Below are 15,412 nucleotides of genomic sequence, written 5' to 3'. Positions count from 1 at the left end.
TCGCGCCAAGAAGGTGATGATCGACAAGGAGAACACCACGATCGTCAACGGCGCCGGCAAGAAGGCCGACATCGACGCCCGCGTTGCCCAGATCAAGGCGCAGATCGAGGAAACCACCTCGGACTACGACCGTGAGAAGCTGCAGGAGCGTCTCGCCAAGCTCGCAGGCGGCGTCGCGGTGATCCGCGTCGGCGGCGCGACCGAAGTCGAGGTGAAGGAGCGCAAGGATCGCGTTGATGACGCGATGCATGCGACCCGTGCGGCTGTCGAGGAAGGCATCGTCCCGGGCGGCGGCGTCGCCCTGCTCCGTGCCTCCGAGCAGCTCAAGGGCCTGCGCACTAAGAACGACGACCAGAAGACCGGCGTCGAGATCGTGCGCAAGGCGCTGTCGGCTCCCGCTCGCCAGATCGCGATCAACGCCGGTGAAGACGGTTCGGTCATCGTCGGCAAGATCCTGGAGAACAAGACCTACAACTACGGCTTCGACTCCCAGACCGGCGACTATGCCGACCTCGTCAAGAAGGGCATCATCGACCCGACCAAGGTCGTGCGCACCGCGATCCAGAACGCTGCCTCGGTTGCCGCGCTCCTGATCACCACGGAAGCGATGGTTGCCGAGCTGCCGAAGAAGAACGCCGGCGGCCCCGCGATGCCTCCGGGCGGCGGCATGGGCGGCATGGACTTCTAAGCGACGAAGTCGTCCCGGACGCGGTGCAGCGCGAAGCGGTGCACCGCAGAGCCGGGATCTCGCTCAACGACAACGAAACGCAAAACCCCGGCAGCGATGCCGGGGTTTTTGTTTGGGGCAGGCTCGCCGGGCGACTTACCGCAGCGCGGCCAATGCGAATACTTCCACAACCTCGCGCTGATGCAGGCGCCTCACACTGCTCACGGCATGCAGGTTATGCACAACACTCTCCGTAAACATACGTTGGTCTGAGTTGACAATCTCAAAAAAATTTCGTGCGAGAGTCGCAAACCGAACCGACAGCGTCATCTTCGTCCCCCACAGTAGCTTCGGGACAAGATCGAAGTTCACTCCAACAATCTGAATTGAGCACGGAGCGTCAGCTCCCGTGACGCGGGCAAGCGTTGCGGAGAATGCTTTCACTTGCGAGGGAGGCAGTGCAGTGAGCGAAAGCGACAAGGTTTTCAGCCGAGCCGCCTGAAGAAGCGGCGTTGAAGTCACATCGAGGATTCGTTCAAGGAGGGACCTGGCCGGTTGGAAGAAGCCCAGTGACGAGAGCATGCAGCCCCCACTGCCCGATGCTCCGTCAACCGCCGCAGGTGCGCGATGCCCCCCCAACTACCCCGCGCACCGATCAGGCCAATCCAACCGGCCGGACTATTCTGCAAGGCAACAGGCAAAAAGCAAAAGGCAATATGGGAGGGAGGCGCTCATGGGCATGGTGATGGTCAGATGTCCGCAAACCGGGCACGCGATTTCCACCGGAATCAAGACCGATCGCGAGAGCTTTCGACGCAGTACCGTGTTCTTCTCGCGCACGCCCTGTCCATTTTGCCGCGCGGATCACGCCTGGTTTGCGCGGGACGCCTGGGTCGATGAGCCGAGCATCCGCGTGCGGCGGCGCCGCGGCGGCGGTTCACCGGCCTGAAATGGCCACCACTTTTGACGACCGCGATGGAGGGACACCATGGCGCAGGTACAGATCTCGACCGAAACGTCTGCCTGGCTGCTGCAGGCCAAGGACTTTCTCGATGAAGCACGACGGCTGAAGCCCGGTCCGAAGCGCAATGAGTTGCGCGAGACCGCAAAGGTGCTGCGTGAGATTGCGGAGCTCGAAAGGGTATCCTCCCCGACACGGGAGCTTGATCGGCGGCCGGGAAGCTGATCGCAGCAGGGAACGCGCTCACACGGCGTCGTCAGCCTCGATTTCCGGGATACCCGGATCGTTAGCCGGCGCCATTCCTCGCGTTCGAACCCTGTCGCCCGAGAAGATCTCCTCGGCCTCGATACGCATGACGCGATGGCATTCGCACGCCGCCGCCAATAGCCGCGCCCGGTCGATCTCGATCTGGCCTCGTTGATCTGACCTGATCGCACCGCGCTTGCGCAGATTGCCCATCAGCAAGGTCACCGTCGTTCGTCGCACGCCGAGGATTTGCGACAGCGCTTGCTGGGTCAGCGGGAGGACGTCGCTGTCGACGCGGTCGCGAAGCTGAAGCAGCCAGCGCGCCATCCGCGCCTCGACCGGGTGGAGCGCATTGCAAGCGGAGCCGAGCTGAAACTGGATCAGCATCGATCTGACGTGCTTCTGGATTGCCTGCCGAGTCCCCGGACTGCGCCCGAAAGCGGCGTGAAAGCGCGCCGCCGGAACCCGCGAGGCGGTACCAGCCGCACGAACGACGGCGGTAATGCCTGACGGCGAGGCTCCGAGAACCGAAAGACTGCCCACGGCCCCTTCGCATCCGACCACGCCGGTTGCGACCGTCTGCCCATCCGCCATGTCGATCATCAACAGGATCGCGCCGCTGTGAGGAAAGAAGACGTAGTCGATCTCGTCACCGGCGCGCGCCAGGACTGCATCCTGTTCGAGCGCAACGGTCTCAAGTTCGGGTCTCAGGAGGTCCAGATCCGCCGGCGACAATGTCGCGAGAAGGCGATTACAAGTTCCACCGGAAATGCTCACCTGCGGGAACGTCAAGGGTCGCACAGCATACTCACTCGAACACGGGATCAAAAACATATTCCAAACGTTTGACCGCAAGGCGGAATTCTCCGCGGCGGCGTCCTTAAAGTTAGATGCAAATGCGCCGCCGGACGCAATAGCAAAATGCGCATCGTTACACCGTAGAACTTCGGGAACCCAACAGTTCCAGTTTCACATCGCTCGCGCCGCGCGCGACATCCGAACCTGCTCTTTCACCACCCGCGCGGGCGCGGGAAGGTGGCGGACCCGGTGTGACCGCTCGCTGCGGCACCCGTCAAGACGCGTGCGAGTGGCGGTCCGGCCACCGATGCGCCTGCGTGAGCAGTTCCTGCGCGTCCTTGATCTCGGCAAGATCGAGCGCCGGATCGAAACCGGCGAGCACCGGCGCCAGCAATTGCGATATCTCCTCTGCCCGGCCGCTGCGGCTGTAAAGACGTGCAAGTCCCAGCGCGCTGCGCAGCTCGAACGTCCTGGTCTGCTGCCTTCGAGCAATCTCGAGGGCACGGCGGAAGGCATCCTCGGCGCCGGACATGTCGGGGCTGTGACGATGCGACAGCAGCCCAGCCTGCACGCGGTACAGCTCGGCATCCAGCCAGTGCTGCCCGGACTGCTCCGTCGCCTCGATCAACTCATTGATGATGTCGAGCCCGGCATCGACATGCCCGGCCTCCGCATTCGCCACGGCAATCTGCAATCCCCAGAACGGTTCACAGAGGTAGCAGTCGTTCTCGTGAAGCAACGACCAGCCACGCTGCATCTCCGCGAGACCTGCGGCGCGGTCGCCGGCACGCCACTTCTCCAGACCATTGAGATAGGTGCCGGCGGCGACGTACAACGGCATCGTGTGGTCGCGCGCCAGGCCGAGGGCCAGGATCGTGTCGGTCTGGCGCAACCTGCTGCCGCACAGCCCGTCGAAGACGGCCTTGTGAACCAGCGCATTGGCGCGCGCGAGCGCGCGCTGCTTCCCGGCCACGTCCATCGCGGCGCCCGCGAGCTGCCGGGCCCGATCGATCTCGCCACGCGGCCAAAGCACCAGGGCGAGAAATCTCATGATGACGAACGGCAAGTCGAGCGTCGACGCCTTGAAGGTTGCCGGATCCGGCTCGGTCGCATAGGCCGCGAAGGCCTGCTCGAGATGGATGCCCGCGTTCAGGTACTCGCCCGCGAACCAGCAGGTTACCCCGCTGGTCCAGCGCGCGACGATGGTCGCCACCGGCGACTGCGGGTGCCGCTCCGCTGCGCCCATGATCGCCTCCGCCAACTCCCGCATCGGCGCGAGCTCGCCGTGGGTCAAGCAGGCGTTGAAGAGGCCCGACTGGATCGGCGCCATTTCGATCGGATCATCGATATCGGAGGCGAACTGCCGGGCGCGGGTCCAGGCGGCGACCGTCTCGGGGGCGCTGTGCCCGAGACTGCCCCGCAGCGCGCGGCCGTAGGCGATTTGCAGATGGAGCCGGCCGATCATCCGATCCGGCTCGTCGGGCAGTTCATCGGCGATGGCGACCGCCTTGCCGAGATGCGCGATCGCCTCGCAATAGGCGGAGCGCTTCAGCGCCTGCTGACCGGCCTTGCGCCACCACGCCAGCGCGGTCTCGCCGAGCCCTGCCTCGGTGAAATGGTAGGCGACGACTTCCGGCTCGATCTCGGCCATCTCGGCAAACTTGTCGCGCAACACATCGCCGATATGCTTGTGAAGCAATTGCCGGCGGCTCTTGAGCAAGCTCTCGTAAGCCGCTTCCTGGACCAACGCGTGCTTGAAGCTGTAGCTTGCGTCCGGCGGCACGCCCCGGCGCAGCAGCAGCTCGGCCTCTTCGAGCTGGGCAAGCGCCGCGGCAAGCGTCAGATCGTCGCGCCCTGCCACGCTGCGCAGCAGCGCATATGAGAACTCACGGCCGATCGCGGCACCGATCTGCGCCACCTCCTTGACCGGCGCCAGCCGGTCGAGCCGTGCCATCAGCGAGTCCTGCAGCGTTGCCGGGATCGCCAGCGGCGGCAGCGGATTGTCGAGGCGATAGCGCCCGGCATTCTCGACCAGCAGCCCCGACTCCATGACCATCTTGGTCAGCTCCTCGACGAACAGCGGGACACCGTCCGTCCGCTCGACGATCTGCGCCATCATCTCGCCGGGCAGCAACCGGCCGACGGTCACCTGCTCGATCAGCGCGCGCGTATCCTGCCGGTCGAGCCGATCGAGCCGCAGCAGGCTGACATTGGCGAGCCCCGCCCATGGCGGCTCGAACTCCGGCCTGAACGTCATGAGCATCAGGATCGGCAGCCCCCTGATCCGGTCGACCGCGAGGTCGAGCAGCTCGAGCGACGTGGCATCGGCCCAATGCACGTCTTCGCAGACGACAAGCACCGGCTGCTGCCGGGCGAGGCCCTCGAGCTGGTCGAGCAGCGCTGCGAATGTCTGCCGCCGCTGCTGCGCCGGGCTGAGGCCGGGCGGCGGATAGCGCTCGCCGGTCGGGATCGACAGCAGCGCTGCGATCAGCGGTGTCACGGTGGGCACGTGCTGCGTGCCGAGCGCCAGCATGGCTTCGAGCTTGTCCAGCTTCTGCTCCGGCGCATCCTCCGACCTGATGCCGGCGGCACGCTCGAGCTGGCCGACAAAGGGGTGCAGCGCGCTGTTGGTGTGATAGGGCGAGCATTGATACCGCACACGGCGGTGTGTTCCGGGCGCCAGGCTGTCGGAGAGCATCGCCACGATGCGCGATTTGCCGATACCCGCTTCGCCCGATATCAGCACGGCCTGGCCCTGGCCCTGCCACGCCAGTTGCTGGCGCGACAGCGCAAATTCGATCTCCGCCTTGCGGCCGACGAAGCCGATCGAGCGCGCGGTGCGCACCGCCTCGAAACGGCTTTCCGATGCCGGCTCGCCTTCGACGGCCCACACCGCGATCGGCTCGGAGATGCCCTTGACCTCGCGGCGGCCGAGGTTGCGCAGCGTGAACAAATTGCCGAGCAGCCGGCGGGTCGAGGCCGCCACGACGACCACGCCCGGCTCCGCCAGGCTTTGCAGCCGCGCGGCGATGTTCGGCGCATCGCCGACCAGCGCCTGCTCCTCCGACGCGCCGCCGGAGACGAGGTCGCCGACCACGACGAGCCCGCTCGCGATTGCGATCCGCACCGCAACCCCCTCGTCCGCGCGGGTCTCGAGCTTGCCGATGGCGGCGATGACGTCGAGGCCGGCGCGCACCGCGCGCTCCGCATCATCCTCGTGGGCGCGGGGATAGCCGAAATAGGCAAGGATCCCATCGCCGATAAATCTGGCAACGGCGCCGTCATATGTCGTGATCACCTGCGCGCAGGCCGCGCGATAGGCGCGGATCACCTCCCACATGTCCTCGGGATCGAGACGTGCCGATAACGCCGTCGAGCCGACCAGGTCGCAGAACATCACGGTGAGGTGGCGGCGCTCGGCATCGTGCGGTGAAACCGGCGCGGCGATCAGTTCGGCTTGATTGAGATCGGCGATCGCGCGCAGCATCTTGCGGCGATGGCCGAGCAGGACGCCGAGCCTGTCGAAGTCTTCATCCGTCAATTCGGGAAGAACGCCGAGGTCGATCCCGTTCTCGGCAAAACGCAGCGCGTATTGCCCAAGTCCCAGCTTCTCGAGCCATTCCGCAATCTGCTGCACTGGCTTCACCGACGGGTTGACGGCTGGCCGAATGGACCACGGTGCATGAACGTTATCGCAATCTGACCGGAGTGGCACCTCTGTTTTGCGGCGTGACGCAGGGGATGCGAATTGTGCAGTGGCGGTGCCCGGTTACAGCCGTCTGCACGCTAACATTCGTACGGGTGCCGGCGGTCCGTCCCGGCGAAGAAAATCGAAGGGCCGCCCGTGGGCGGCCCTTCTCTCTTAGGCGCTCTCGGGCGCCTTGAGACGCACCAGCTTGGTCAGCAGCGCATCGAGGCCCTGGCCCTCGCCCGCATGCAGGTCGATGCGGCCGACCTTCTCGACCAGACGCTCGAGCGACTCCAGCTCCTTGAGCCGCAGCAGCAGAGGGTTCTCCTCCATCAGCCTGGCGGTATTCAGGAGCGAACGCGTCGCCGCGGTCTCCTCCTGGCGGCGGATCAGGTTGGCCTTCGCCACCCGCTCCGCCTCCACCACCTTGTTGACCAGCTCGCGGATCTCGCCGGGCAGGATCACGTCCTTCACGCCGAGCTCGGTGACCTCGACGCCGCTGTCCGCGACACGATCGCGGACGAAGTCGCGAAGCTCCGTATCGAGCGCCGTCTTCGCGGACAGCACCTCGTCCAGCGTGCGGCCGGCCACCGCCTCGCGGATCGCGAACTGCACCAGGCGGTACAGCCACGCATCCACGTCGGGCACCGTTGCCACGACCCGCTCGGGATCGACGATCCGGCGGAACGCGGTCAGCGTTACGCGCAGCGCGATGCGATCCTTGGTCAGCATCTCCTGCGCCGTGATCTCGACCGCCTGGGGACGCAAATCGAGGCGCTTGACCTCGATCTTGCGGCCCGCGATCCAGAACGCGTGCCGACCGGGCGCGAGCCGCTCGACCAGCTTGCCCTCGACCGTGAGCAGACCGGCCTCGTGGTTCTCGACCACCGCCTCGGTGATGACGCCGGCCCGGTTGGGCTGGATCATCGCGAGGTGGCGTGCCGTGACCCTGGGATCGCTGGTGACGTCGATGCGCTCGACCTCGACCGACGTCGCGATCTTCCAGTACACGCGCGTCTGCCAAGGCGTCATCAGTTGCACGGGACGGCCGTCGAGGCTGACGATCGCGATCTCGTTCGCGCGGGTTTCCACCGCCTCGAACAGCTCGTCGGCGAGATCAGGCCGCGCGGCCTTGATCACCGCGAAGCGATCCGCGGGGAATTCGGTCCGCACGACGCTGAACAGCTCGGCCTTGAGCTGATGCAGGGGATCGAACAGGCGGTGACGTCCGGGCGCGAGCACCTGCTCGAGCCGGCCGTTGCGCGTCAGCAACGCGCGCTCGCCATCCTTCACCGTCAAATTGGTCGTCAGGAAGTGCCAGGTCATGAGACGCCTCCATCGTTTGCCATCAGGCCCATGGGCCTGAGAGCGGGTTGCATTTGGCAAAGGACGTGAGGACGCGAACGCGGCTTCCTGTCAGCCAAGCGGGCCGTGGCTTAAGGCTTGCGCGATGACGGGCGCACGCGCGCGTTCGCGCGACGAATGTCGCGCGGCCGAGCGGAGCCACCCGGCATCAGCGCAAGCGGTATCCACCGCGGCGCAAAGCCGGTCTCACAGTGTCGATGTTCGGACGAAATGCCTTGCGGCAGGACGGCCGGACTGCGACTGAAGCGCGCGTCCGGTCCCCTTCAGAGGTATCAGCTTTACAGGCTGAAACGGAGCGCTTGGAGCGGGAATCGAACCCGCGACCCGATGAGTATCATTCACCTGCTCTAACCAACTGAGCTATCCTTTGTGAGAGACCGGATTCGAACCGATGCCTTCGGGATTTCATCCCCGACGCTCGACCATGAGCTTCATCTCGCGATCTTCATTTCGGCGGAACACGACACCGCAAAGCGGCTCGCGCCAGTCGGGATCTCAACGAGCCCGAACCCGTGGCCGAAGCGAAGGAGCGGGCTAATAGACGAAGCACGTCCGGGTTGCAAGGGGGCTGCGTGTGATTTTTTCATGACGGGGCGCTGCTGTGACTCAGGCGTCGCGGCACGTCCCGCCATTGCGAGCGCACCTCACCGCCTCTGCGCGGCATCCTGGAAGCAGGCGCGCAGCCAGTCGATGGTGACGCGCGTCGCCGCGTCGCGCTTGAGATGGTTTTGCACCAGGAGCCAGACGTCGCGTCGCTTCGGCAGCAGCGTGGCGCGCAGACGGCGGTCGGTCAGCAGGTCGGCACAGCTGTGCTCCGGCAACACGCCGACCGCGTGATGCGACTGAATCAGCGTGTGGATGATCCGCACATTGTCGGTGACGCAGCGCGCGCGAAGCCGCTTCGTGCGCAGGAACTGCATTTCCGGAATCCCTCCAAGCTCGTCGGGATAGGCGCACAGCATCGCTTCGCCCGCTGTCGTCGCGGCCGGCTCGAAGAAATACGACCTGACCTCGGCAAGCTTCGAGATCGCAAAGTCGCCCTTGTCCGGCTTGCGCAAGCGGATCGCGAGATCGGCCTCCCAGCGCGAGAATTTTACATTGTCGCTCGACGTCAGAAACTGCAGCGTCAGGCCCGGATGGGCGCGCAGGAATTCACTTGTGCGCGGCGCCAGCACCTCCTCGGCGATCGCGCTGGTGGAGGCGATGCGCAGCCGCCCGACCGGACCAGGCAGGCTTTCGCCGATCCGGCCGATCTCCTCGGCATGCGCGGCCATCGCCTCAATATGCGCGAGCACCATGTCGCACTGCCGGGTCGGCTTGCGGACGCCATCGACGGCCTCGAACAGGCGGAGGCCGAGCGCGCGCTCGATCCGCGCCAGCCTGCGCCCGACCGTGGTCTCGTCGATGCGCAGCCGCGCGCTGGCGCCCGCGTAAGTGCCCTCATCCCTGACGGCCGCGATGATGCGAAGATCGTCCCAGTTCATGGCGGCAGGCTACATCCTGCGGCCGCCACCTGCAATAACGCAGCCACCGGCTGCAATATCCCTGCATAACGGCAGGCCGATCCCGGGCTATGTTTTCGGCGATACATCCGCTGGAGAACGACCATGACGTCAGCCAAGACATTGATGCAGCTTGCCGGTATCGACCTCACCCCGCCCCGCCTCGGCGACAGCTGCCTGGTGCTGATCGATATCCAGAACGAATATCTTGCAGGTCCATTGGCGCTGCCCGACGCCAACCCGGCGATTGCGCGCGCCGCCAATTTGCTCGCGCGCGCCCGGGAAAGCGGCGCCGCGATCATCCACATCGCGCACAAGGGCCAGCCGGGCAGCCTGTTCGACCGCAGCGCGGAGCGTGGCGCGATCGTCGCGCCGCTGGCGCCGCGGCCGGGTGAGACCGTGATCGAGAAGCAATTGCCGAACGCGTTCGCCGGCACCGACCTCAACGCGCAGCTTGCCGCGACCGGCCGCAAGGAGCTGGTGCTGGCCGGCTTCATGACGCACATGTGCGTGAGCTCGACGGCCCGCGCCGCGCTCGATCTCGGCTTCCGCACCACGATCGACGCCGACAGCTGCGCCACCCGCGATCTGCCCGACGGCGTCGGCGGCACGATCGCCGCAAGGCTGATTCACGACGTCGCGCTCGCCGAACTGTCCGACCGCTTCGCGATCATCGCCCGCGGCAACGCGCTCGCCTGAGCGCCGCTCCGCTCTGCGTTGTGCTACTGAAACGCGACCTCGGCGAAGCTGCGCAGCTTGCGCGAATGCAGGCGTTCGGATTCCTGCTGCTTGAGCCGCTCCAGCGCCTTGAGACCGATCTCAAGGTGCTGGCCGACGCGCTGACGGTAGAATTCGCTGGCCATGCCTGCGAGCTTGATCTCGCCGTGCAGCGGCTTGTCGGAGACGCACAGCAGCGTGCCGTAGGGTACGCGGAAGCGGTAGCCGTTGGCGGCGATCGCCGCCGATTCCATGTCGAGCGCGACCGCGCGCGACTGCGACATGCGCCGGATCACCTGCGGTCCGCTGATCTCCCAGTTGCGGTTGTCGACGCTGGCGACCGTGCCGGTGCGCATCAGCCGCTTGAGCTCGAAGCCGGTGAGCCCGGTCACCTCGCCGACGGCTTCCTCGAGCGCGACCTGCATTTCCGCAAGCGCCGGGATCGGCACCCAGAGCGGCAGCTCGTGGTCGAGCACGTGGTCCTCGCGCACATAGCCGTGGGCGAGCACATAATCGCCGAGCCGCTGCGTGTTGCGTAAGCCAGCACAGTGCCCGATCATCAGCCAGGCATGCGGCCGCAGCACCGCGACGTGATCGGTGATGTTGCGCGCATTGGACGGACCGATTCCGATATTGATCAGGGTGATGCCGCGATAGCCGGGCCGGACCAGATGGAAGGCCGGCATTTGCGGGACGCGTTCGGACGGGGTCCCGGTGGTGCCGCCGAGCCGCGCATTGTGCGTCATCACATTGCCGGGCGCGACGAAGGCCTCGAGACCGGCCTCGCCCGACGCAAGCCGCTGCTGCGAGAGCTGCACGAAGGCATCGACATAGAACTGGTAGTTCGTGAAGATCACGAAATTCTGGAAGTGCTCCGGGTCGGTGCCGGTGTAGTGGTAGAGCCGGCGCAGCGAGTAATCGACCCGCGCCGCGCGGAACAGCGCCAGCGGCTCCGGCACGCCCGGCGTCAGCTCAAAGGTCCCGTCGGCGATCGCATCGTCCATCGCGGCGAGATCGGGCGTATCGAAGATGTCGCGCAGCGACCTTGTGAACGCCGAACTGTCGGCGATGGTCAGTGCCGCCTCGATATTGATGTCCCTGCGGTAGGCGAAATGGATCGGGATCGGTTCGTTCGACTCGCCGATCTCGACCGCCACGCCATGGTTCTTGATCAGGAGCCCGATCTGCTCGGTGAGATAGGTCCGGAAGATATCGGGGCGCGTGATGCTGGTCTCGTGGACGCCGGGTCCTGCGACGAAGCCGTAGGCAAGCCGCGAGTCGAGCCGCGCATGTGACGAGGTCGTGATACGGACGAACGGGTAATGTGCCCGCACCCGCGTCGTGAACGGCACGCCGTTGACATAGGCCTCAAAGCGATTGCGAAGGAAGCCGGTGTTGCGCTCGTAGATCTCTTCGAGACGGACAACGGCGGCTGCGGCATCGACGAACGCTTCGGTCGTGATCGGCGGCGGGATTTCGATGGAGGGTGTGGGAGACATGTTCGCGTTGCACCAGATCCGTTGCCGAGCTTGGACTCGCTCTGGATCAGTGCAGTATAGCGACTATGGCATCCAGTTCCAGACGTCGATCAGGCCGCAGCGGTGGGCCGCTGCCCGCTCTGACTACTGAATCCGCGCGAGCACCGCGAGACGGCGGATGCCCTTGTTACGGTAGGCGTCGAGGAACGCGTAATAATCCTTGAACGAGACGCAGCCGTTGGAGTCGCCGTTCGGACCGAGCATGAAGGTGTGCGCGAGCAGGCCGTCGCGGTTGAAGATCTTGCCTTCGCCGCCGATTGGATTGAGCCGCAGCGCCGGCACGCCGTGGAACAGCGCCTCGCGCGGCTTGAGCTCGTAAATGTGCGGCGGCGTCACGCCGACCATCTTCAGATGCGAGGACCTGGGGTCGTCGAGCCTGGAGCCGAGGCCCGAATGCGCCTCGAGGCGCGTGCCGTCGGGCAGGTACACGGTCTTGGCTGAGATGTCGTAGACCGCGGTCTGACGGTCATAGGGCGGCGAGCCGCCGAGCATCGGGTTCTGGTCCAACGTCGAGGGGATGCTGCCGGTCACGTTCGCATCGGCTGAAGCGAAGGAGAGCAGTCCGCCGCTCGACTCCCGCTTGCCCCACAGTTTTTCGACCATGGTCTGCCGGTCGTTCGATGCGATCGACATCACCGCGGCCTTGGCGCGCGCGGCCATGTCGCGAACGCCGCCGGATTTCGCAGCCTGCTTGGCCTCGGCAGGCTTCGCCTCGGACGCCTTATCGGCCCCCTTGGGCTGAACGTCCGCAGCGGGATCGTTGAGCGCCACCTTCAGATTGGCGGCGGCCTGCTTCTTGGCGGTCTCGACCGACTTCGGCGCCGGCAACGCCTTCGATGTCTCGGCAAGCTCCGCGGAGGCGACCGCCCTCGCCGCTTCGGCGACCTTGGGCGCAGCGGCCTGCTTGATCGGGTCGATCTGCGATGCGGCGTCAGCCACGACGCTGGACGCGACGCCCTCGGGCGAGGCGGCCGCAAACCGATCGTTAAACATAAGCGACGATGCCGGGACTTCCGACTTCGCGACCTCGGTCTTCGCGGGCGCCGCCGGTGCGGGCGTCAAGGACGCGAACACCTCGTTGAAGGCCGGCGTCGGCCGCGCAGCGACCGCGCCGGGCCGCTTCACCACCGGCGCATCGAACGACGCATTGCCCACGGAGGGATAGACGCTCGCTGCAAAAATGTTGGCGTAGACGGTCCAGGCGCAGCCAAGCACCAGCCCCGCCACCGCGGCGCTGCCGAGGAAATGCTGTGGGAGAATTTTTCGGGAGGATTTCTTGCGGCTTGGCGCCCCAAGAACATACGCACTCGCACTCGTACCCATACGCCCGGCGCTCAAAACAGGTCCACCTTTGTCCCTCACTCGACGCGGGGTCGAACGGGTGTTCGGCTCAACGTCGCGCGGGGGCACAGACGGCCATTAAGGCGACTTTTAGTTAAATGCGACTTAACCGGATGCGATCCCCTGCAGCGCGGGAAGTGCCTGTGGCCTAGGGCTTTTTTAAGATGACATTGGACCGCCAAAGCGGCTTTTCTGTCCCATCATGGGACATTCCGGCATGCCGCTCCAGCGCGGCATACCGGAATATATTCAGGGGAGAATTTCCTTGCCGATCGCCCCGTAATCGCGCGGGGATCGAGCAAAAACCATCTCTCAGTAGCTGAGCTTCGGATACCAGTCCTTGCCGCGCCCTTCAGGCGTCGTGTCGAGCAAGGTCCACAGCGGATCCATGTCCGGCGCGCCGCGCGGGTCCTGGCCGGGGTCCATCGTGCCCGCCCCCATTTCGCCGGCCCAGAAATGACGGATCGTGCCGTTGTGGCGTGTGAAGACATTGTAGCCCGGCAGGTCGCTGTCATCCTTGTTGACATAGTCGCGCGTGTAATCGCCCGATGCATCCGAGTAGATCCTGTGACGCGTCCAGCCGCGCGCCTTCTTCGCCTCGATCAGCCGTGCGATCGGCGAGCGCGCCACGAACACGAACGACACGCGCTGCTCGATATCGGGCAGCTTCTCCTCCCACGTGCTCATAAACGACGTGCACATCGGACACGGCTTCTCGCGCTGCGGGCCGTACATGTAGCTGTAGATGATGAGTGTCGGCTTGTTGCCGAACAGATCGGCGAGCGATGCCGCGCCGGACTCGCCGGTGAACTCATAGGGCTTGGTCACCTCGCCGCCCGGCGGCAATGCGCGGCGCAGCGCGGCGACGCGCTCGATATGCCGGCGCAACTCGATCTCTTCGACGAGCAATTCCTGGCGGGCGCGGCGATACTCGGCGCTCTCATTGGGAAAGCGCCTGACATTGGTCGTGGCGAGCTCGGTGGCGGGCTTGAGGACGGAACTGGTCATGGTTGGAACCTCGCGTGGTTGACGGGCTGTCTGGAAGACGAGCCGGCCCCGGACGATCCGACACTCAACGGCGAGGATTTATTGCAGTTCCGGCGGCGAGGAACGGTCGAGGATCTCGCCCTTTGCGCCTTCCAGCAGGTCGAGCGCGTAGGTCTCGATGGTCAGCGGCCCCCGCATGCGCTTGGCTTCGGCCACCGTTTCGATATGGGCGAAATTGTCGCGCAGCGAGGCCGGCATCGCCTGCTCGACCTCGTGCATATAGAGCAGCTTGCCAGCCAGTTGCGCCGGGCTCGGCTCTTGCATGTTGACCCAGCGAATGCGCTGGCCCTGCTGGGCAACGCAGGTGCCCTTCGGGAGATAGAAGGCGAGCCAGCCGGTGGTGCCGTAATCCGCCGCCAGCACGCAGCTCGCGCCGGTCCGCACGCGGGTCGCCTCGATCTCGTCCGCAAGCTCCTGCCAGCCGACACCGACGCTGCGCACGGTGGCGTCACGGCGGTAGCCCGAGAGCAAACCGGTGTTGGCCTGCACGATCAGCAGCGCGAACAGCACGACGCCGACGGGCGCGGCCCAGCGGCGGCAGAAATCGACCGTGCGCTGCTCGCGCGGCGCCCACTGCACCTGGACTGCCGCGACCGCGGCCGCTACGGCAAAGGCGGGATAGACCGGCGCGAACCAGTTGGCCTCGACCCGCGCATGCAATGCGTGCCAGGTGAAGTAGACCACGATGGTCCAGAACATCGTGTTGACCAGCACGCGCGCCTCCAGCGCGCCGGCGCGGCGCCGATAGAGCGCGTAGAGGCCCATCACGCCGAGAATGAAGACCAATGGCGTTGCGAACGCAAACTGGGTCGGGATCAGCTCGGCGATGTAGGTCGGCCGGAAATCCTCGATCCGCGCCCGGCCCATCTGCTTGATGAACGACACCCAGTGGTGATCGGCATTCCAGCGGATGACCGGGCTGAACAGGCCGAGGGCGACCAGACCGCCGAGATAGAGCCAGGACGAGAGAAACCAGCGCCGCAGCTTCGGCACCGTCGCAAGCCAGATCAGGATCGCCGGACCAAAGAACAGCGCCGAGTATTTCGACAGCAGCGCCGCGCCGGCGCTGGCGCCGACCGCAAGCCACCATTCGCCGCGACCGCTCTCCAGCACCTTTGCCAGCGCGTACAGCAGGAGGCTGGCAGCGACCAGCAGCGGCGCATCCGGCGTCACGATCAACGTGCCGACGGCGGCCATCAGCGTGACATTGAGCAGGATCGTTGCGCTCGCGGCGATGCGCCGGCCGCCGAACAGGATGCCGGCCGCCCGGTAGATCGCCCAGCTCATCGGCAGTGCGAGCAGGATCGACACCAGCCGCACGCCGAACGGCGTATCGCCCGCGATCATGGTGCCGAGCCGGATCACCACCGCCACCATCGGCGGATGGTCGTAATAGCCGCCGGCGAGCGACTTCGACCACATCCAGTAATAGGCTTCGTCGAAAGTCAGCGGCGTCCATGCCGCGGCGGCCAGCCGCAACACGACCAGCGCGCACACCGCAAGCGCGGTGTTTCGGGCCAGCCGCGCCTCGCTCGCGTTCAT

13 protein-coding genes and 2 tRNA genes are annotated in these 15,412 nt (G+C 65.8%); 4 read left to right on the top strand and 11 right to left on the bottom strand.

Annotated features, from left to right (window positions below):
- Nucleotides 1-688 (top strand): TCP-1/cpn60 chaperonin family protein (locus tag ACZBJS_RS36560; RefSeq protein WP_463439919.1); only part of this gene is annotated, 688 nt, incomplete at its 5' end.
- A 135-nt stretch (nt 689-823) separates the two neighbouring features.
- On the opposite strand, the gene ACZBJS_RS36555 is transcribed toward ACZBJS_RS36560, so the two are convergent.
- Nucleotides 824-1,249: a hypothetical protein gene (locus ACZBJS_RS36555; RefSeq protein ID WP_316398302.1), complete on the bottom strand. Its 426-nt coding sequence runs from the start codon at nt 1,247-1,249 to the stop codon at nt 824-826.
- A gap of 151 nt (nt 1,250-1,400) precedes the next feature.
- On the opposite strand from ACZBJS_RS36555, the gene ACZBJS_RS36550 reads away from it, so the two are divergent.
- Nucleotides 1,401-1,616, top strand: coding sequence for a hypothetical protein (locus tag ACZBJS_RS36550; protein WP_028352345.1), 216 nt, complete (start codon nt 1,401-1,403; stop codon nt 1,614-1,616).
- 39 nt (nt 1,617-1,655) lie between these two features.
- Complete coding sequence (locus ACZBJS_RS36545) at nt 1,656-1,853, top strand: hypothetical protein (protein WP_057018449.1); 198 nt, start codon at nt 1,656-1,658, stop codon at nt 1,851-1,853.
- An 18-nt stretch (nt 1,854-1,871) separates the two neighbouring features.
- Here the strand turns inward: ACZBJS_RS36545 and ACZBJS_RS36540 are convergent, their stop codons facing one another.
- From ACZBJS_RS36540 to ACZBJS_RS36515, 6 genes are all read right to left on the bottom strand, one after another.
- The gene (locus tag ACZBJS_RS36540; protein WP_410469802.1) at nt 1,872-2,609 is read right to left on the bottom strand and encodes a Crp/Fnr family transcriptional regulator; all 738 of its coding nucleotides are present in this window, start codon (nt 2,607-2,609) and stop codon (nt 1,872-1,874) included.
- A gap of 337 nt (nt 2,610-2,946) precedes the next feature.
- Complete coding sequence (locus tag ACZBJS_RS36535) at nt 2,947-6,309, bottom strand: adenylate/guanylate cyclase domain-containing protein (protein ID WP_316398300.1); 3,363 nt, start codon at nt 6,307-6,309, stop codon at nt 2,947-2,949.
- Nucleotides 6,310-6,534: 225 nt separating this feature from the next.
- A complete protein-coding gene (locus tag ACZBJS_RS36530) occupies nt 6,535-7,686 on the bottom strand; it encodes a slipin family protein (protein WP_076828543.1) in 1,152 nt (383 codons plus the stop codon).
- A gap of 338 nt (nt 7,687-8,024) precedes the next feature.
- Nucleotides 8,025-8,091: transfer RNA gene (locus ACZBJS_RS36525), tRNA-Ile, on the bottom strand.
- 2 nt (nt 8,092-8,093) lie between these two features.
- Nucleotides 8,094-8,165 (bottom strand) — tRNA-Phe (locus ACZBJS_RS36520).
- A gap of 204 nt (nt 8,166-8,369) precedes the next feature.
- A complete protein-coding gene (locus ACZBJS_RS36515) occupies nt 8,370-9,209 on the bottom strand; it encodes a LysR family transcriptional regulator (protein WP_316398299.1) in 840 nt (279 codons plus the stop codon).
- 123 nt (nt 9,210-9,332) lie between these two features.
- Here ACZBJS_RS36515 and ACZBJS_RS36510 point away from each other — a divergent pair, with 123 nt between their 5' ends.
- Nucleotides 9,333-9,926: a cysteine hydrolase family protein gene (locus tag ACZBJS_RS36510; protein WP_316398298.1), complete on the top strand. Its 594-nt coding sequence runs from the start codon at nt 9,333-9,335 to the stop codon at nt 9,924-9,926.
- Between the two features lie 23 nt (nt 9,927-9,949).
- Here the strand turns inward: ACZBJS_RS36510 and ACZBJS_RS36505 are convergent, their stop codons facing one another.
- From ACZBJS_RS36505 to ACZBJS_RS36490, 4 genes are all read right to left on the bottom strand, one after another.
- Complete coding sequence (locus ACZBJS_RS36505; protein ID WP_463439918.1) at nt 9,950-11,443, bottom strand: AMP nucleosidase; 1,494 nt, start codon at nt 11,441-11,443, stop codon at nt 9,950-9,952.
- A 123-nt stretch (nt 11,444-11,566) separates the two neighbouring features.
- On the bottom strand, nt 11,567-12,709 hold the full coding sequence (locus ACZBJS_RS36500) for a DUF2778 domain-containing protein (RefSeq protein ID WP_316398297.1): 1,143 nt from the start codon (nt 12,707-12,709) through the stop codon (nt 11,567-11,569).
- 426 nt (nt 12,710-13,135) lie between these two features.
- Nucleotides 13,136-13,831, bottom strand: a complete 696-nt coding sequence (locus tag ACZBJS_RS36495; protein WP_229160358.1) for a DUF899 family protein — start codon at nt 13,829-13,831, stop codon at nt 13,136-13,138.
- Between the two features lie 78 nt (nt 13,832-13,909).
- A complete protein-coding gene (locus tag ACZBJS_RS36490; RefSeq protein ID WP_463439917.1) occupies nt 13,910-15,412 on the bottom strand; it encodes a glycosyltransferase family 39 protein in 1,503 nt (500 codons plus the stop codon).

The sequence above is a fragment of the Bradyrhizobium sp. KZN70725 genome (assembly GCF_055264925.1).
The sequence above is the reverse complement of the archived record's forward strand: the minus strand, read 5'-3'. Positions and strand labels throughout refer to the sequence as shown.